The 18049-nt window shown below is 68.9% G+C and carries 14 protein-coding genes; 5 read left to right on the top strand and 9 right to left on the bottom strand.

The window, feature by feature from the left end:
• Positions 1-47: 47 nt before the first annotated feature.
• Positions 48-500 (bottom strand): hypothetical protein, encoded by a 453-nt coding sequence (locus AC0693_RS38180; RefSeq protein WP_478804535.1) that lies wholly within the window; start codon positions 498-500, stop codon positions 48-50.
• 410 nt (positions 501-910) lie between these two features.
• Complete coding sequence (locus AC0693_RS38175) at positions 911-1210, bottom strand: hypothetical protein (RefSeq protein WP_478804534.1); 300 nt, start codon at positions 1208-1210, stop codon at positions 911-913.
• 201 nt (positions 1211-1411) lie between these two features.
• Here AC0693_RS38175 and AC0693_RS38170 point away from each other — a divergent pair, with 201 nt between their 5' ends.
• Positions 1412-1585 (top strand): hypothetical protein, encoded by a 174-nt coding sequence (locus AC0693_RS38170; protein ID WP_478804533.1) that lies wholly within the window; start codon positions 1412-1414, stop codon positions 1583-1585.
• Positions 1586-1587: 2 nt separating this feature from the next.
• On the top strand, positions 1588-2646 hold the full coding sequence (locus AC0693_RS38165; RefSeq protein ID WP_478804532.1) for a hypothetical protein: 1059 nt from the start codon (positions 1588-1590) through the stop codon (positions 2644-2646).
• A 55-nt stretch (positions 2647-2701) separates the two neighbouring features.
• On the opposite strand, the gene AC0693_RS38160 is transcribed toward AC0693_RS38165, so the two are convergent.
• From AC0693_RS38160 to AC0693_RS38150, 3 genes are read right to left on the bottom strand one after another with little or no spacing between them, the layout of a single operon-like run.
• Positions 2702-4618 carry a hypothetical protein gene (locus tag AC0693_RS38160; RefSeq protein ID WP_478804531.1) on the bottom strand — a complete coding sequence of 639 codons (1917 nt, stop codon included), beginning with the start codon at positions 4616-4618 and terminating at the stop codon, positions 2702-2704.
• A complete protein-coding gene (locus tag AC0693_RS38155) occupies positions 4615-5196 on the bottom strand; it encodes a hypothetical protein (RefSeq protein WP_478804530.1) in 582 nt (193 codons plus the stop codon). The genes AC0693_RS38160 and AC0693_RS38155 overlap by 4 nt, the downstream gene beginning before the upstream one ends.
• Positions 5186-6286 (bottom strand): dsDNA nuclease domain-containing protein, encoded by a 1101-nt coding sequence (locus tag AC0693_RS38150; RefSeq protein WP_478804529.1) that lies wholly within the window; start codon positions 6284-6286, stop codon positions 5186-5188. Before AC0693_RS38150 ends, AC0693_RS38155 begins: the two co-directional genes overlap by 11 nt.
• 729 nt (positions 6287-7015) lie before the next feature.
• On the opposite strand from AC0693_RS38150, the gene AC0693_RS38145 reads away from it, so the two are divergent.
• The 3 genes from AC0693_RS38145 to AC0693_RS38135 are packed head-to-tail and all read left to right on the top strand — an operon-like array spanning position 7016 to position 10200.
• Positions 7016-7360 (top strand): hypothetical protein, encoded by a 345-nt coding sequence (locus AC0693_RS38145; RefSeq protein ID WP_478804528.1) that lies wholly within the window; start codon positions 7016-7018, stop codon positions 7358-7360.
• Complete coding sequence (locus AC0693_RS38140) at positions 7357-8784, top strand: mobilization protein (RefSeq protein WP_478804527.1); 1428 nt, start codon at positions 7357-7359, stop codon at positions 8782-8784. Before AC0693_RS38145 ends, AC0693_RS38140 begins: the two co-directional genes overlap by 4 nt.
• A gap of 24 nt (positions 8785-8808) precedes the next feature.
• Complete coding sequence (locus AC0693_RS38135) at positions 8809-10200, top strand: hypothetical protein (protein ID WP_478804526.1); 1392 nt, start codon at positions 8809-8811, stop codon at positions 10198-10200.
• A gap of 142 nt (positions 10201-10342) precedes the next feature.
• On the opposite strand, the gene AC0693_RS38130 is transcribed toward AC0693_RS38135, so the two are convergent.
• From AC0693_RS38130 to AC0693_RS38115, 4 genes are all read right to left on the bottom strand, one after another.
• Positions 10343-10906 carry an RNA polymerase sigma factor gene (locus tag AC0693_RS38130; protein WP_478804525.1) on the bottom strand — a complete coding sequence of 188 codons (564 nt, stop codon included), beginning with the start codon at positions 10904-10906 and terminating at the stop codon, positions 10343-10345.
• Complete coding sequence (locus AC0693_RS38125) at positions 10896-11549, bottom strand: hypothetical protein (RefSeq protein ID WP_478804524.1); 654 nt, start codon at positions 11547-11549, stop codon at positions 10896-10898. The genes AC0693_RS38130 and AC0693_RS38125 overlap by 11 nt, the downstream gene beginning before the upstream one ends.
• A 1773-nt stretch (positions 11550-13322) precedes the next feature.
• A complete protein-coding gene (locus AC0693_RS38120; protein ID WP_478804523.1) occupies positions 13323-16034 on the bottom strand; it encodes a helicase associated domain-containing protein in 2712 nt (903 codons plus the stop codon).
• A 36-nt stretch (positions 16035-16070) separates the two neighbouring features.
• Positions 16071-16685, bottom strand: coding sequence for a hypothetical protein (locus tag AC0693_RS38115; RefSeq protein WP_478804522.1), 615 nt, complete (start codon positions 16683-16685; stop codon positions 16071-16073).
• Between the last annotated feature and the right edge of the window lie 1364 nt (positions 16686-18049).

Raw genomic sequence — 18049 nt, 5'->3', positions numbered from 1 at the left:
CACCCATCCTCCCGACCTGGCTCAACGAGTCAGGCCCTCGATGGGGGTCAACTTTCATCCGCCGCCAACGGTCCACTTTTCACCCGTCGCCGACAGCTGTCGTCGAGGCTGCCTGTACGGGAGCGCTCCTGGCAGGGCTGGAGATAGGAGCCGAGGTCGTGCTCGGCGCGTCCGTTCTCGCGGTAGTACTGCGTGACCACCCGGGTGATCTGCGACAGGGTGTCGATGACATCGCCCAAACGGTAGATGACCATTCGTGGGACGTTAAAGGGACTGCCGTTTTGGGCGTACTCCAAGGCATCGGTCAGGTCTCGGACGGCTTCATAAACGCTCGCGTTGAGTCCCGCGACCAAGCCCACCGGCATGGTCGTTTCATCCCTGCCGGAATGTCCGCTCGTGTTCCTGGAGACAGCCTCCAGTCGCTGAGCCGTCGTGTACCGCACGCTGGCCGTCTTTTGCACCGCACGCGCGGCCGCCTTGCGCTTCTTGTCCTGCGTCATGGTCTTCCTCACGCCGCATGCCCACGCCCATGCCGCAGTAAGGCCGGCAATGGCTTGAACGACTGAACGCGAGTCCGGGACCCTTGTCCGTGTCCGGGGCGTGGGAGCTGATCCGGGCGGAATTCTGGCAGGCGTGGTCTGCCGCCCCAGCAGACTAGCGGATCAGCTTGCCCGGCTGCACCTGCTCATGCCCGAGGACGAGGTCCGCGACTTCGGCCGGGTCTACCGTGAGGAGACGGCCGCGCGCAGCACGTCCGCGGTGCTTCCGCCGGCCGCACGGCAGGCACAGTACGGGGGCTGAGCGGTGTCCGAACTCCCGCCTGACCTGCCGCGCCTGCGCACCGTCGTCACTTCAGTGGCGACCTCGGGCAGCTCCCGCTGAGACGCCGAGCACATCCTGGAGCTGGGCGTCAGCCCGTCGTGGTCGGCCCATCTTCGTAGGCGAAGACGGCCTCGGATACGGGTGAGCACCCCGGATCCCAGTCTGGGGTGCTCACCTGCGTGGCACCCGGATCGAGGTATCCACCTTCTCCGGGGTCCCGGTGAACATCCGCGTAGACGAGAACCTGTACGTCCTGCTCGCCGGGGGTTCGCCGGAGTCGGCAGGGGCCGCTGGACAGGAACAGGTCGGAGATGAGGCGGGAGGCTTCGAGTGCAGCCTTCTCGCGGACCCGGATCTCGATCGTGATGAGGCCTTCGTCATTGCTCATGCCTGCCTAACCCGGTGAGAGACGAAGCAGTTTAGTTTCGGACGGCAGAGGCTTCCGTGCTGGTCAAGGGGCTGCGCGGCGAGCGGCAGAGCCTTGAAGGACGGCGACCCCGCGAGGTTTCCTGCGGTCCGCGCGAGCGGGCATGGCCCCATGGGGGTGTTGCCGGGCAGTCCGGCACCGGCATCCGAAGGGAACTTGAACGTGAACAACCAGCCCACGCCGCCCGGAAGCGGTATTCCGCCCGTCCCCGTGCTGCTCTTGGTGACCGCCGCCGCCGTCGCGGCCGTGCAGAACGAGGCATTGGCGAATGCGCTGGGAACTGCGCTCACCCTGTACTCCGTCCTCGTCACCAGCAACCAGGACCGGAGGAACTGACCATGGCCCGCACCAGCCCGTCCCTCATGCACGTCGCCCTGGTCCAACTCATCGAGGGACTCGGGGGCACAGCCACCACGACGCAGGTAGAACGCTGGCAACAACACGGCTGGCTCCCGCCGACCGCCGACTGGCGTCAGCCCGACGGCCGACTCCGGCCCGAAATCCTCCGCCGGGGCCTGTGGCTGGCGAACACCGCGCGCGCCGGCCGCAGCATCGGCTGGCTCGGCTGGGTCTTCTGGGCCATCGACGACACTCCGGACACCGCCAAGCGGCTACGGACAGCGCTGGTCGACACCATCAACCGACCACTGGCCCGAGCCGGAATCGACCACATCCCCACCGGGAACTCCAACAAGGCCTACCAGGCCCGACAAGACGCCGCCGCCAAGATGCTGAAGAACCGCCGCTCCCCCCGGCGCGACCTGGACGAAACCCTGCGCGCCCACGCCGCCGAGGCCGGACTCGAACTGCCCCGATCCTCGGCGCCCGCCCTCCCGAACATCTTCCACCCCGCCCTGCTCGACCCCGGCGCCCGACTGCTGCTCGGTGGCGCGGCCGACGTCGGTGCCCAGGAACTGCTAGAAGCCTTGGAACAGGCCATGCCGGACAACACCGAGGCCATCGAGCACCTCCGCGAAGCCCTCCTGCAGACCGAGCTATCTGGAACCGACCTCCTGGCGCAGTCCCCGTTGGCACAGGGCATCACCGGCATGGTGCGCACCATCGAGACAGCCGACGACCAGGCCCTTTGCCACGCCGTGCGCACCTGCGCGGAGGCGAGCGGCGTCGTCGCGGTGCTCATGCGACGCGCGCCGGAGCAGCCGGAGATCCTCGCCCTGCTCATGGAACACGTGATGTGGGAGCAGTGGGCCCGCGTCGGGGGCATCCTGCCGGAAAGCCCCGCAGCAGTTGCGGCGGCTGCCGTCGCCATCAACACGTTCCAGTACCTCACCATGCCAGACTGGGCCGCGGACCTCGACCGCTACCTGTCCTTCATGAAGGCCCTGCGCGAAGCCACGCAGTCCACGGAAGAAGCGGAGGGGAACTCGCCCGTCTGACCCAGAGGGTGGCCGAACCCGCCCGCTGCGCCGCACGCATCGACGTTCACGTGTTCTACGGGGTGTCGTAGACCTGCAGCATAGGGATCTCGCGGATGCGCTGGTCGCTCGGGGGCCTCAGCGTCTGGGTGCTGATGACCTGTGTGCCGGTGGCGTGGGCGGCTTCGGCCAGTTCTGTGAGCGCTTGGTGCACCACGCTGGCAGCGATGCCTTGTTGGTAGGGGTTGTCGAGCAGAAGCAGGCCGGGGGAGGCAGATTCCTCGTCGAGGTACGAGTCGAGGAAGAGGATGGCGTAGCTGTAGGCCAGGAAGAAGAGAACCTTCGCCTCTGCTCCCAGCCCTTGATCCCACGGCTTTGAGCCGACGTAGAAGGTGAGGTCGGTGTCCCTGATCGAGACTTGTCCGGCCACCCACAGCGTGTCCCTGTAGCGGGCGAGGAAAACGTTCATGCGTTCGGCGAAGATGGAGCAGCGTTCCATGGGGCTGAGGCCGGATGCCGTTGAGTTTGCCTGTTCCTTCTCGATCCGGTCGACCATAAGCTGCGCGGAGAGCACGCTGCGATGCGCATCGGTACGCCGTTGGAAGATCTCTTCCATCGCGGGGAAAGCCGTCAGCTTGTGTTCCAGCTGCGCGATCTGCGCGGCGAGACCTTCCAGCGTGGCCATGAAGGGAGCGAGTTCCGCCGCGCGGCGCTGGTTGAGTTCTTGGGCCAGCTGAGCCTGCTGCACCTGCAGGTGCAGCTGATGGGTTCGCGCGGAATCCAGGTCGGCTCGGGAGCGCGCGATGACGTCATCGAGATCGTCCAGCTCTGACTTCAGCGACCTGATCTCCACCTGCGCTCTGCGTTGACGCTTGTCGTCGTCCACGGGTTGGAAGCAGAGATAGCAGGCATCCTCGTCGTGGTCGCGGTGCGGGTCGACGTTCTGCTCGCAGGCTGGGCACAGCCGGACCGGGAGTGTGTCGAACACCTCGATGGAGGTCGCCAGGCGCTCCATGCGGCTTACCTCCGCGGTGACCGTTCGAGCCGAGCGCTGGTGCTCCTCAAGAAGCTGCCCGAGATTGGTCACCTCATCGGTGGCTCGACGCAGGCGGGTGGTGATGTCGCTGTACGTGTCCGTCAGCGAGGGGTCGTACCCGGCGGGGGAGCCCGCCGGAGGGCTCCCGTTGGTGAGGCCCTGAATCTCGTCCGTCAACAGCCGACGGCGCTCGTACACGGCATCGAGATCGTGACGGAGTTGCCCCCGGGCACCCACGACCTCTTCAGCGGAGCGGACGAGGGGGAGGCCCAGGTTCTGGGAGATCGCTGTTACCGCCTGGAGCGTGCTCTCGCGAACCTCCCTGTCGACGGCTTCGGCTTCGTTCAGACGCCGTTTCGCTTGGGCGAGTGCGAAGTCCCTGTTCGCTTGAGCAGTCCGTGATCGGGCGAAGCCCAGGAGCTGGCTGACGACGGCCCGCCGCGTAAACTCCTGCTCCTTGTCGGCGAAGCTCGTCCAGGAGTCCTCGTTGCGATAGAAGTGCCGCAGGGTGTTGCGGAAGGACAGAGGGGTCTGCTCGGTGGCTGAGGTCGAGTGGAGACCTTTGGGGATGAGCAGGTTGGGCCAGCCCAGTTCGTTCAGGATCCAGTTGGAGAAGTCGGCGGCTGAGATCTCGTCGCCGTTGATTCCGATCTTGCCCATCCGCCCATGAGTGAAGTACCTCGTGAGTTTGTACGGCCGACCATCAATTCGCAGATCCGTACTGACCTCGACGTGCTCACTGGCGACGGCGGCCTTGAGGGCATCCGCTGGGCTCCCCCGGTCGCCCAGGCAGTAATCGATCACGTTGAGGGTCGTGGTCTTCGAGCTGTTCCGGACACCGGTGAGGATGTTGAGTTTGCCCGACTCGAAGGCGTACTCGTCCAGCTCGCCGCTGTGATGGACCAAGGAGACCTTCTCGATCCGCAGGCCGCGCTCGGATGTACGGAGCTCACTCATGGTCGGATCTCCTGATGGAACGTCGCGTTGCCGACCTCATCCGGGAACAGGTCGTAGATGAGGTCCTTCAGATCGGTGCCCGACATCGCCGCCAGGTTGCCCTGCATAGCCTCACAGCGGCGTACCAGGGGCTCGAATTGGTCCATCGCCGCGAAGCGCGCTGCCGCGGCCTTGCCGGCCGGGGTGAGTTTCACGCGCTCGGGGGTGTAGGACACGGTGATGAAGACCAGAGCGCGCGCGGAGAGGAAGGACAGGAACTGGCGGTACCGGTGATCCCAGGGACCGTATCGGTAGCGCACCATCGGCGCCTCGATCTCAGCAGCGTCCGAAGCGACGTACCTGCCCTGCCGGTCATTCATCGCTGGCAGGGCGGCGTGGGCTCGCTCAAGGAACCCCGGGTACCGCAGAAAGAAGTCAAGCTTCGCGAACTTCGTCCGCCCCGCGATGTACGGACCGGGGCTCTCTCCGCACAGATGGATAAGAAGCAGCAGTCGCGAGGCGTGGAAGTCGACCGAGTCGTCGGGATCCCAGGCCCTGTGAGCGGGCGGCACAGCCTGCCTGCCGATCTTATGAGGCATCTTCGTACCTGTTCTGGCAACGCGCGGTGATGTCACTCAGCACCGCCATGGCCTGGCTGAAGTCCACTTCCCCGGACTGCACCTCGGGAAGCTGGAAGATCGCCTCCAGAATGGCTGCATACGCCAACGGACCAGTTGCGATGGAGCCGCCACGCCTCCGCGCCGAGGTCAGCTGACAGATCGCGTAGACCTTGTCCGCGAAGGCGGCAAGGCGCTGACGGCCAAGTCCTACGGTGCTGCGCTGGACCTGGCGGAAGGCGAGCATCGACTCGTGCTGCCGCTCGGCTTCGGCCTCCGGCACGCCGGCAGGCCGAAGCTTCTGTCGGAGGGTCATCAGGCGCTCGGTGGAGCCGTCACTGCGCAAGCCGGTGACCTTGCGGATACAGCCGTCCAGGATGGCTCGGAAGTCCTCAGCGGTGTGACTCCGCGGGCGTAGCTCGGCCGCGCTTCGCGCGATGTACTGGGCCAGCCCGCTCAACACCTCGTCGACCTCAGTCACCAAGGGTTCTTGCCCGAGGTAGTCCTTAACCAGCGGGACCAAGCGCCGGTGAGCCTCGCTCTCGACATGCTCCGTGGTGCGGGCTGTGATCAGGACATCCAGGCGATCGACGCACCATCCGACATCCCGGCCATCGCCCAGGCTCAGCCCCGCGAGCCTTCCGACCACATTGGTGTGGGTCGCGGTGCTTACCGGCTCACGCTTGCCGCCGCGCTCGCAGGCGAATGGGTACAGGTCCGCGAGGGGTGTCTCGTTCACGATGAGGGTGAACCGTGTGCCCTCGGGGAGCGGCTTTCCCATGAAGAGCTTGCCGAGATAACTCGACTCCGCCGTTCTGTTGGACTCCTTCTTGGACATGTCGGCACGGCAGACATCGGCGATGCTGTGGCGCTTTCCGGGCCCCTCTACGGTCTTCACCTGACGGTAGACAGGCACGTCTCCCCGAAGACAGAGGATGTCCTCCAAATCCTCCCAGGAGACTTCCGTCCAGTGGCCATCCAGCATGTCGAGACAGTCCAGCAGCGTGACCGCGTCCTGATAGAGGAAGCCGCGCCGACTCCGGCGCCCCCCGTCAGCAGGCGCGAGTGTCACCGGCGCTCCTGCCGCGTCGTCGGCCAGCCGTGACCACAGCAGCGATACAGATTCCTATTCGCACGGTGCCCCCCCCAACGACATGTGGAGAGTGCAGTAGATCACCCAACGGATACGGATCGCAACGGTCCGTTCGGAAAGATCCGGAAGGTGCGAAGTGCCCATGGTTGCCGCGCCGGACGAGAGGCATCCCGCAGGTTGTGACGCGAGAGGGCTGCCGCCCTCCCGCGCTCTCCCGCACCGTCCCGCCGCGGTCGTGATGATGCGCCACGCCGCCGTCGTACCGCGGCGTGAAAGAAGGTCGGTGGCGGAGGTTCTGGCGGGGTGGTCGTCGCTTCTTTGTGGTTGTGGGGTGTTGGTGGTGGGTGGGGGTGGTGGTGTGGGGGTGTGGCGCGGCGTGGTGGTGGCGCGGCGTGTGGTGGTGGTGTTGGGGTGGGGTGTGGGGTGTGGGGTGTGGGGTGTGGGGTTGTTGGTGGGGGTGGGGGTCGGGTGTTGGCGTGTCTGGTTTCCCGGCTCGCGGGCGCATGGTCCTGCACCATTTTTCAGGCATTAGAAATTGGCAGCCAGTTAGTACGTACTGGAACAGTACGGGCTGACTGACCCCGGAGGGCCCGGCATATTCGACGGGCCGTCGGGCGTTATCCGGGAGCGTCATCAATGGGTATTGAGGGGCCTTTGGGCGGGGGCCGGCGGCGTGAGCGGCTGACGTCCGCGCCGCGTGGTCGGCGGGTGAATCTGTCGTTCAACGACGCGGAGCTGGAGGTCGTGCGGCTGGCCGCGGGGCGGGAGGGGATGTCGCCCGCGTCGTGGGCGGGGCGTCAGGTGATGGCGGTCGCGCAGCACGTGCTGGTGCCGGTCTCCCGGGACGCCGAGGACGTGCTGCGGGAGCTGGTCCAGGCCCGGGTGCACCTGCGGGAGACTGTCGCGGCGCTCCGCTTGCTGACGGCCGCCGACCCACCGGTGGTCGGCGTCCAGGAGACGGCTGCCGCCGTGGTGGAAGCGGCGTTGGCGGCGGTGGTCCGGGTGGATGCGGCGACGGTCGCGGTGATGCGGGAGAGGCGCCCGCGGTCGTGATGCCGAAGAAGGCGGAGTCGGGTTCGACGACGATCGACCTCCTGGACTACCTCTTCGGTCCGGGCGAGCGCGACGAGCACGTCGACCCTCACCTCGTCGCCGGTTGGGACCCGGATCTGCCGTGCCCGGCCCGCGCCCCCGCACGCATGTCGCTCGCCGATCTGGCGCTGCTCCTAGACGCTCCCGTGGAAGCGCTGCGCGGACCGGAGCCGGCCGAGCATGTGTGGCACGTCTCGGTCCGCAACGCCCCCGGCGACCGGCTGCTGTCGGACGCGGAATGGAGCGAGGTCGCCGCCGTCATGGTGCACGCCGCGGGCATCGCCGCCCGCGGCGACGAACAGGCCTGCCGGTGGATCGCGGTGCGGCACGCGGACGACCACATCCACCTCCTCGCGACCCTCGCCCGCCAGGACGGCCGGCACCCCCGCGTACGCGGCGACATCCTCAACATGCACACCGCCGCCCGCGCCTTCGAAGCCCGCTGGGACCTCACCCCGATGTCCCCTTTGGACCGGACCGCGCGACGCCGCCCCGTCACCGGCGAGGCCGAGAAAGCCGCCCGCCGCGGCCTCGCCGAGACCGCCCGGGAGTCCCTGCAGCGCACCGTCCGCCATGCCGCCGCTCTCGCCCACGGCGACACCGACTTCCTCGACCGCCTCCGCGACGCCGGGGTGCGCGTGCGTGAACGCCGGGCGGATGACGGCGCCCTGGTGGGGTACTCGGTGGCGCTGCCGGGGGACCGCGCCGACGGCGGTACCCGCCCGGTCTGGTTCGCCGGGTCGACGCTCGCCTACGACCTGTCGCTGCCCCGGGTCCGCGAGCGCTTCACCCCGCTCGTCACTCCGGCGGACTGGGCGCTGGCCGAGCACCGGATCCGCGAAGCGTCCGCCCTCCTGGGCCGCGCCGGACAGGCCCAAGGCGCTGGCGACATCGCCGCCCTCGGCGACCTCCTGGCCGTCGCCGCCGCGCACTCCCCGGCCCTGGTCCGCGACCGCGTCCAGGCGGCGGCCGACGCCTTCGAGCAAGCCGCCCGCGCCCCCGGCGCCCGCTCCCTCGAAGGCCAAGCGCGTGCCGGATGGCGCGCCTCGACCCGCGCGTTGGAGCGGGCCCCGCGCGCCGCACGCGGCGGCGGCGCCGCGGTCGTCCTCACCCTGCTGATCGCGCTCGTGGAAGCGGTGGAGGCCGCCGCCGACTGGCACCGCGCGCAGGCCTTCCGCGCGCAGGCGAAAGCCGCTGCCGAAGCCGCCGTCCTGCTGCGCGAAGCAGCCGGCCTGACTGGCGCCCCGCCCCCAGCCACGAAGCCGCGCACCGCGCGCACCGCGCGGACGCCGGGCCGTGGCCTGCCGACCGCCACACCAGTTACCGGTGTACCGGTCCGGCCGCGCCCGGATCCCGGACGGCCGGGCCCGTCCCGTACGCGCTGACCTTGACCGAGGGAGCCCTCGCCGATGACGTACCCGCCCCAGCCCGAGCCGTTCTCCGAAGCCCTCGGGGAGGCCGCGCAGACCGCGGCGATGGCCTACCGGCTGATGATGACCATCACCGACGCCGTACGCCGCGCCACCCAAAAACGGATCACGGGCAAGGAGGAGGAACTCGGCGAGGACGCGGCCAAGATGGCGCCGGGCTGGTCGGCCGACCAGTTGCGCGGCGTTCTCGGCGACGACATCCTCGGTGAGCTGATGGCGGGCGCGGACTGGCCGGTGATGGCCCGCCAGCTCGTCGGCCTCCAGCAGGCCGGAGTCGACCTCGCCACGTTCCTGCCGCAGATGGGCCGCATGACCGCCGCGGTCCACCAGGCCGTCGTGGCGAACGCGGCCCGGACGAAGGCGGAGGGCACCGACCGGTGGGCCGACCTCCTCAAGGCGACGATGCCGCAGGGCCTGGTGCGTGATGCGATCCTCGCCTCCCCGGCCTGGCCGGACATCGCGGCCGCGATGGGCCACCTCGACGCCCGCGGCATCGACGTCGCCCGGATCCTCCTCGACGCGCACGCCGCCGAAGCGGGCCTCGACCAGGCCGTCGCCGCCGTCACCACCGCGGCCGCCGCCCCGGCCCCCGCCCCCGCCCCGGCCCCCGCCCCGGCGCCCACCGCCGTCCCGGCCCTTGCTGCTCCCGGTGCTGTCGCGCCGCCGGCCCGGGACGAGCTGGCCTCGCGCAGGGGCAGCAGCTCCGGCGACCCGTGGGGCGCGCCCGCGGCGGGACGCGTACCCGCACCCGCCCCGGCTCCGGGCAACGCGCCCACCCCCGCCCCTGTTGCTGCGCCGGTGCGGGCGGCCGCCGACCCGTGGGCGCCACCCGCCAGCGTGGACGCGAAGCGCTCCTGGGGGCCGCTGACCGAGGGCCTGGCCGTGCCGCGGGACCTGGACCTGGGCGACCGGGCGAAGGCGCTGGAGCAGCTCGGCGTGAACCGGCTCGCGCACGCGGCGATCGTCGGGGTCGTCAAGGACGTGCTGCCCGATTCTGTGGCGGGCCTGTTGGTCGGCTCACGCCAGTGGCCCCTGCTGGCCGCCCGTATGGACCAGATCCGCGACCAGGGCGGTACCGGTCTCGTCGTCGCGCACATGGCCCGCCTCGGTGAGGACACCTCTTGGAAGGAGGGGCCGCCCTCTTCTGCGGTGGGCCGGCTTGTGGACGCGACGTTGCACGCCCTGACGACGCCGCCCTCCGCGTCGACCGTGCCCGTGTCCCGGATGAGGGTCTCTCCGGCGGCGGCCCGTTCCCGCTCCACGACCACGCCTGCGGCCGCGGTCCCCGGACAACCGGCTTCGACGGAGGCCGCCGTGCCCGCCCACCGGCAGCAGGCCACACGGGTCAAGGGCACGGGACGCGCACGCTGACGGCGGCAGCGACACTCGCGAGCCGGCCGGCCGGGCGTGGTGTCCGCGCGCGGACGGACCGCGACCGCGTTGGAGGGGGGGGTGGCATGGGGCGGGCCCCGGACTGGTGGTCCGGGGCCCGGGTGGTGCGGGGGCGAGAGGGTCAGCTGTGGTTGAGGTCGAGTTGATGGGCGAGGTGGTTTCTGGCGTGACGGCGGTGCGAGCGGACGGACTCGGCGGTGATGTTGAGGGTGGAGGCGATGTCCTTGTCGTCGTAGCCGTCGATGGCGAGCGCGAGGACCTGGGCCTGGCGCGGGGCAAGGGCCTTCTTGATCGACTGCCACAGCGAGCGGACCTCGGCGTCTGACTCCGGGCCGGGCATGGTGACGGCGTGGGGGTAGTGCGAGGTGGTGATCTCGCCGACGGCCAGCTCGGCGGTGCGCTGGATCAGGGCCCTCCTGGCGTGGTTGGCGGCGACGACGTAGATGTACTTGTGGGGTGCGGTGAGCCGGCCGACCCGCTCCCAGTTCTTGAGGATGGTCTCCCAGACCTGCTGGGCGATGTCGTCGGCGCCGCCGCCGTTGAGGTGCTGGTGCCCGAGGGTGCGGCGGATGACGCCCGCGACGAAGGGGGCGGTGCTCTTGTACACCTCGGCGAAGTCGCGGAGCTCGATGGAGGAGGGGTCCTGGAGCTGGCCGTCGATCAGGAGCCGGGCGTTAGAGGGCATGGTCGCCTCCGCTCTCGATGGTGGCCATCTCCATGGCCGCCGACATCGGCGAGGGGATGATGGCCAGCTTCGTGGTCGACGTCGTGGTCGACGTCGTGGTGGTCGACGTCGAGGTGGCGGTCTTCGTGGTGGTCTTCGTGGTGGAGGTCGACACGACGGCCGCCCTCGTAGTGGCGGCCGGGATGACGGGCGCCTCCGCGCCGGGCGCCGGGATGACGGGCGCCTCCGCGCCGGGCGCCGGGATGAGGGTCGCCTCCGCGGCGGGCGCCGTGCCGGCCATCCCCGTGTCGGTGGTCGCGGTGGTCGCGGTGACCGCCTGCGCGGCCGCCTGGCGGGCGGCTCGGCGGCGGCGGAACCTGCCGAGGACGAGGAGGATCACGCTCATCCCGATCCACAGGATGTTGGCGAACGGCTGGTAGACCTTGGCCAGCTCAAGGACGGTCTCGCCCCACAGGCGCAGCGCGGCGCCGGCGCCGGCGAGGAAGAGGGTGAGCGTGAGGGTGATGGCGAGGACGTTGTGGTCCTGCATCCATACGTCGGTGGTGGTCGCCGCGCGGCGCAGGGACTGCGGCATCCGCTTGATCCGGGCGATGACGCGGTGGGTGCGGGAGGGCGGGGTGCCCTGGAGGTCCGAGGGACTCATCTGAGTCCTCCTTCGGTGTCGTGACCATCTCGACACCGGTGTTGCCGGGCTACACGAGCAGCCCGGCAACACCGGTTGGGAGAGACCGGACCTCGTGGCTCTCGCCAAAGTTTCACGAAGGTCCAGTCCTGCATGGTCTGTTGTTTTTCCGGACATTGAAGCAGACCCCGACGCTCCGTTACATCCCCCCGGGACGCCTGACGGTCCCCGTGGGGTGCCGCCGCCGGTCCGGGATCTTCCGGGAGTGGGCGGCGGGAGCTCGCGCATTGCGGTGGTGCCGTGCGATATGTGCAGGTGAGCGGAGTGTGCCGGAGGAGGGCGGGGGTGAGCTTCGAACGCTCAACGTCGCCTGCGTGCCCCGGGTTCCCGCTGGGCCATGATCTTTTCCAGGGCGCAGGATCACACAGTGGTACGGACCAGGATCCCGAACGCTCGTACGCAGTACGGATGTTCGGGAATCTGTCGGCGGGGGTGATCGACTTCGCGGAGGTCGCGATGCTCGGCGTGCTCTCGTCGACCGGACCGCGGACATGAGGGCCGGCGCCGCCTGAGGGACGGTGAGCCCGCGGCAGTCCGGTGGACCGAGAGCCGCGCGGATCCGGAATCGCATCGTCCGCCGGGGCCTCGGCGCACGGACCTGTAGTCGGGAGATGAACTCCGGCGCTTCCGCGTGCATCGGGTTACCAGGTGCCGGGAGCCCTTCGCCGGGTGATCCGCGGCTGCTCAGGTCGATGAATCTGAGGCTCGACGCGAACCGACCGGCGGGTCCCTCATCCAACTCCGGCGGCCCGAGTCGGCGCCGTATCGAAATGGCTTTACCTGATTAGGGCCAGCTCGATGGAAGTGAGATTGGACGCGAGTTAATCGGATGCTGCCCATTCATGGGGATCAGGCCAGTCTCGACCGAATGAAACTCGATTCAGGGCGGCAAGGTGTGATTGTGAAATGATCACTAAGTCTGATTCGGGTCCAAGTCCGGCTAATTTCGATGCGCGCCCTCGACCTCTAATTGCACGCGGTCGACCGAGGTCTTCGGGATTCGAGCTCAGCGGGGTTTTCTTGGTGTACGAGTCCAGCCCGGGTCGCATCGGCCGGACTCGGTTCCAGTCGGTGTGAGCCCCAATGGAGTCGGTGTGAGCAGAGGGTCGTCGGGCGAACTGTATGAGGACTCGCGCCCGAGTCGCTTCTGCTTGAGCGACGGACGATGGGTGGCGCCGGTCCGCCGTCGATGCCCACTCTGGTCACAGACTCGCGGCCCGCCGGCTGCGCTGATCGTTGGGGCTGTCTCAGGATCAGCGCAGCGACCGAGCGGAGTGTGATGCACGTCACAGTCGCTCGGCTGCACGGAATCCCGCTTCAGGCGCCTTTACTAGGCATAAGCAGTTGGGATCCTCTTGAGGGAGACAGCTATGACCCGAAGCAAGTGGTGTGTGGTGCTCTCGAAGCCACATCGCTGCCTCTGAACCAGCCCTCTTCCAAGCGGTACCCTTGCCCAAAGTCGGGTGCGTTCCTGTCGTGAGACCGGTGGCGCACCCCCAGCCCGGAGCCTAGCTACCGAGTTGGGAGACAGTCCGGACCATCCCTGCTCTCGCCAAAGATCTCGGGATGCCGGATTGCTGCATGCATGATGATGAAGTCCCGGCATCACTCACGTGATGTTCGGGGCTTTGTCATGCCCGGAAGCAAGAGCGGCGAGCCGCCACCGCGCTCTGCCCCTGCCCGTCGCCCCAGGTCAGCGTGGTGACAGGGGCATTCAGGGACAGAGTCCCGGGATCACCGCGCCCAGGTGATGCCGAGTTCGGCGAGGGCGGCGAGCTGTTCGGGGTGCAGCTTGTCTCTCCTGGCTCGGGTGTTCGAAATCCATACGCCGAGCCGTACGGCTACCGGCTCGTCCTCGCCTTCAATGATGGTCGGTTCGGTGTGGCCGCGGGGTACTGGCCGGGCGCCTCGGCGCTCGGTCCACTGCGCGAGCGCGGTCAGCCCGCGCTGGAACGCCTGCTCGGCCTTGGAGACCCCCGTGGCCGCGCGCGCGACCGGGGTGGGGGATGGCGTCGGGTGGGGTTGGATGCCGAGTTTGGTCAGCCGTTCCTGCTGCTCGGGCAGCAGTTGGGCCCAGGTGTGGGGCTGTTTCTGTTGTTGGAGCCAGCGGCCGAGGTCGTCGCCGTCGTGGAGGACGCCGGGGGCGATATCGGGCAGGGCACCGCCCGCCTCGGTGTCGGCGAGATCCGCGAGGGCGCGGTAGTGGCGTTGCCAGTCGAGTGGCCAGGGGCAGTTCCAGTCTTTGTCGATCCCGGTCAGCTGGGCCGCGCGTTCCGCGGCCCGGTCCGGGTTCTTACCCAAACCGTTCTTGGTGCCCTTGCGGCGGAGGTTGGCGATGAACTGTCCGATGGCGAGCTGTGCGTCGTCGCTGTCTCCTTCGCCCCAGACGGCGTCTTGGTGGGGTGCGAGGTGCCCGGTCGCCCGGCGGTAGGAGCGCAGCGCGGCGAGCTTGTTCTCCCAGGCTTCGTCACCCGGTTTCCACACCATTCCGGCCTCGGGGGCGTCGAGCAGTTTCTTGCGCCGCTTGGCCAGCTCGTCCGTCCGTAGGGCTTTGCGCTGTTGGTGGACCCACCGGCCGAGGGGGAAGTCCTTGGTGATGCCGACGGTGGTTTCGGTGTCGTACGGGACGGCGTACAGGCCAGTGATCCCATTCTCGGCCCGCCACCGTAGGAGCGCCTGGTAGCCCTCCAGCCACACCAGCGACTCGGGCCGGTAGACGCGGGTGCGCAGGAACGCAGCGATGGTGGCCGCGTCGCGCGGAGTGGAGAAGTGGAGCAGTGGGGACTCGATGGCGGTGTCGGCGCTGTCGTCCTGGTCTTGGCCGCCGTCGTCGCCCTCACTGCCCTCGCCGCCGACGCGGCCGGCTCCTATGATCCGGCCGTTCTCGTCACGCTGGAGTTGGACGTGGCGCTGCCCGTGGGTGAGCGCACGGGAGGCGAGCTGCTCAACGAGTCGTTCCGAGTGTGAGCGCAGGCCCTGGAGAACGGCGACCAGGGGCTTATAGCTGGCGGAGGCGACCATGTCCTTCGGGTTCTCCCCGGGCTCCAGGAACACCGGCACGATGATCCGCGCGACCTTCGTGGTCCCGTCGCGGTGAGGGCGGAGCGCCCGCCCGATGTTCTGGACGATCTCGACTTGGGAGCCGCGGGCGTCGGCGAAGCAGATCGCCTCCACACCGCGCTCGCCGGTGATGTCGACGCCCTCGCCGAGGACGCGTACGGAGGCGAGGAACGCCCGGTGGACGCGTCGGTTGTTGGCGTCGATGCCGTTGGCGAACTGGCGCAGGGCCTCGCGCCGCTCGGTGACGAGGTGGTCGCCGCACAGCCACTGCGCCCAGACGCGGTCCGGGGGGACGTGGCGGCCGGCCTCCAGCTCGTAGAACTCGGCGGCGATCGGCGACGCGGGCAGTCTCGCAGCTTTGGCGAGGTCGCCGTCGGTGGTGTCGTTGGCGTACAGCTCGGCCGCTGTCTGCGGCAGCTTCTCGGCGAACGCGGCTGCCTCTTCCACTCGGTGGTGGAAGGTCATGACGGTCTTGAGGTTGTGCCGCGCCGCGTGCTCGAGGAGCGCGGTCTGGAGCAGCGCGAGCCGCCGGCCACGCAGGGATTCCTCGGAGAGAACGAGCGGCAACTGCTCGGGATGACGGATTTCCAGGACGTCGATCTCGAAGCCCGCGAGGATCTCGCGTTCGATCGCTTCGCTGAGCCCCAGCTCCGCGATCCACTCCCCGTAGGGCCCGTCGGGGTCGCTGATCATGGACGCGATCTCCACCTCCTGGCCGTCCGCGTCCTTCTGTGGCCGGGCCGCGGCCAGGATCCGCGGCGTCGCGGTGAGGTAGAGGCGGTAGTCGGCGGGGATACGGGTGTCGTCGTGGATCGCCGCCCACGGCCGACCAAGATCACCAGCGGTACCGTGCGCTTCGTCCACTACCGCGAGGTCAAACGGTGCCATGCGCTGCCCGTAGAGCCGCTCCCCACCCGCCAGAGCGGCCTCCAGGGGTCCGCGGACTCGGTTCTGGTCCTCGGGTGCGTCGGGGTCTTGGCGGTCGACGAGGGAGGCGTACGTGGCGAGGACGACGACCGGCCCCGCCCCCGCCCACAGGGCGAGTTGGACCGGGTTCGTCGTGGTGCGCACCCCCAGCGACTCGAGCACGGGATCGTTCTCCATCGAACACACCGCGACCATCGGCGCACGGTGACCAACCAGGCGCCAGGCCTGCGCGGTCTGTGCGAGCAGGTCCAGAGTCGGGACGGTGACCAGGATCCGGCCGCCAGGGAACGACTCGAGCGCGCAGGCGGCGGCGGTGATGGTCTTCCCGGATCCGGTCGCGGACACGATCGTGGCCCGGGCTCCCCGCGCGGGCACCGTTTTCGGTGTGGGGAATCCTACCCATTTCCGGAAACTCGATTTCTGGTCTACCTGGTGTTCCCTGAGCTGAACCGCAGACATTTCCACGCCTCTCCGATACCTGATTCCAGCGGTTTTTCAGATGGCGGTGTGGGGAGTGGCGGCGGCGCCGGAGTCGTTCCAGATCGAGGCGTCGGCCTGGTGCCAGCCGCCCGGCTCTCCGTTCGTGAACGGCGGCCGGTCGTCCGGGTCGTAGTGCCCGGCCTCCCGGGTGCACTGCACGAAGTGGTCGTCGGAGAGGGTCCAGGCGGTGCACAGGCCGCCGGCCTCACCCAGCGCCTCCAGGACCCTGCGCCGGGCCATGGTGTTCGGGCGGGTCCGCGGGAGCACCGTCTGCCGGACGAAGGTGTCCAGGCGGAGCAGCTCCTGGCGCTCGCGCCGCCTGACGCCCGCCAGATGTGAGGCCAGCTCAGCCGCCTGGCCACTGCGCCGGGACCAGTTCCGCTCAGCGATACCGGTCAAGGCCTCACTCACCGCGAGTACGCCCTCATCCCAGCCGTCGGCGAACGTCGTGCCGCGGGAAGCCGGGGCCATGCCGTCCAGCCCGGCGATCTCGGACTGCGCACCTGCCACTGCGCCGGCCTCCACCGCGGCCAGCAGGTCGTCCGCCTCATCAGCTGGCGCACCCCGGGCAGCCAGGATCGTGAACAGCTTCAACCGGGCATCGGCGCCCGCAGCCTCATACTGGCTCACTTCGCGCACAGAAGCGCCGCTCAGGACGTGACCCGTTCCAGCAGAATCACAAGCACCGGCCATTAGAGCTGTTCCTCTCGAACGAAGCGACATTTTCAGAGCCAAACCCTGGCTACCTCTTCCACCAAAGGTACATGTGGGTCCAACTGATGCACCGGCTACTGAAGAATGACACGGATGAGTGCATGACCGCACTGCGGCCAGCCGGCTCCGCGAAGTGGAGCCCAGGGGGCTGTAGGCGGAGCCCACTGGATGCCGTTTAAGGGCGGACCGTCTGTTTCGATGGGGTTTTGAGCCGTGCCAGTGATGATTTCAGGCCGGGTGAGGGTTCGGTTTGAGCCCGACCGCTGTCCCCGGGGGATGATGACTCGGCAGGGGCGTCTGTGTCAGGTCAGCGTTCAGGGGGATAGGGCATGAGGGCGAGCGGGAAGGCGCTGGAGACGGAAGAGCGGCTGAGGGAGATCGGCGCGGAATACCTCCAGGACTTGGCTGCCCGTCGCGCACGGGAAGCCGAAGAACAGGAACCCCCGAACCATCCCCATGAGCAGCAGCCCCGCTCACTGCCCGGATAGCAGGCTGCCCAGAACCCCCGCGGGTGAGGGAGCGAAGCGGACTCGCCCCGAAAACCCGAATCTCAGACCCCGTGAAACGGGGTCACTTCCCCATGGGAAGCACACTGTTCGGGGTGAGGCGCAGCGAAACCTGGGCAGTTGAGGGGTATGACTTCACTCGTAGTGGTTGCCTCGGAGTTGGCGCAGGGGGACAGGCCGGAGGGGCCTCCGTGGCTCAAGTGGGCGTTCCTGGCGGTGTGGGCTGCCCTTGCCCCTTGGGTGGTCTACAAACTGCACCGGCATGGCTATTTCAGAAGACGACGCTGACGTATGGGGAGCCGGGGCGGGAGGGGGTGTTCGGGTATGGAGTTGGCTGGGACGACGTGGCCTGACGGGCCGGCGGGGAAAGTGCTTGCGCTGGTGTTGTTCGTGGCTTTGGTGTGCATGTTCTCCTGGGGCTTGTTCCGGAAGAAACGCTGACGTTGAGCGGACTCGGCCCCGGGTCCCAAAGGCGAAGCCGATAGGACCCGGGGGAGCGAAGCGGGCACCCCAACGGGCCGTAGGCCCGTACTCCGTGAAACGGAGTCACCCCCGCGCGGAGCGCGGGGGTCCTTGGGAGCCGCGAAGCGGCCCCCAAGGGGGTGGAGCGAAGCGGAGCCCCCGGGCAGTCCGGAGCGCAGCGCAGGACTCCGGCCCGAAGGGCCGGCCATAGCTCGGAGCGAAGCGGAGAGCCAGGCGCCGAAGGCGCCCCGGCCGAGCGCAGCGAGGCCGTTCGGTCCTGAGCGCGCAGCGCTCAGGTACCCGCTCCGCGGG

The sequence above is a fragment of the Streptomyces sp. NPDC043876 genome (assembly GCF_056435825.1).
The sequence above is the reverse complement of the archived record's forward strand: the minus strand, read 5'-3'. Positions and strand labels throughout refer to the sequence as shown.

Bases quoted from the DNA above. Each gene is read 5' to 3' on its own strand.
- AC0693_RS38125 (WP_478804524.1), bottom strand. From the start codon at position 11,549: ATGAGTCCCTCGGACCTCCAGGGCACCCCGCCCTCCCGCACCCACCGC.
- AC0693_RS38155 (WP_478804530.1), bottom strand. From the start codon at position 5,196: ATGCCTCATAAGATCGGCAGGCAGGCTGTGCCGCCCGCTCACAGGGCC.
- AC0693_RS38130 (WP_478804525.1), bottom strand. From the start codon at position 10,906: ATGCCCTCTAACGCCCGGCTCCTGATCGACGGCCAGCTCCAGGACCCC.
- AC0693_RS38180 (WP_478804535.1), bottom strand. From the start codon at position 500: ATGACGCAGGACAAGAAGCGCAAGGCGGCCGCGCGTGCGGTGCAAAAG.
- AC0693_RS38160 (WP_478804531.1), bottom strand. From the start codon at position 4,618: ATGAGTGAGCTCCGTACATCCGAGCGCGGCCTGCGGATCGAGAAGGTC.
- AC0693_RS38135 (WP_478804526.1), top strand. From the start codon at position 8,809: ATGACGTACCCGCCCCAGCCCGAGCCGTTCTCCGAAGCCCTCGGGGAG.
- AC0693_RS38120 (WP_478804523.1), bottom strand. From the start codon at position 16,034: ATGTCTGCGGTTCAGCTCAGGGAACACCAGGTAGACCAGAAATCGAGT.
- AC0693_RS38165 (WP_478804532.1), top strand. From the start codon at position 1,588: ATGGCCCGCACCAGCCCGTCCCTCATGCACGTCGCCCTGGTCCAACTC.
- AC0693_RS38175 (WP_478804534.1), bottom strand. From the start codon at position 1,210: ATGAGCAATGACGAAGGCCTCATCACGATCGAGATCCGGGTCCGCGAG.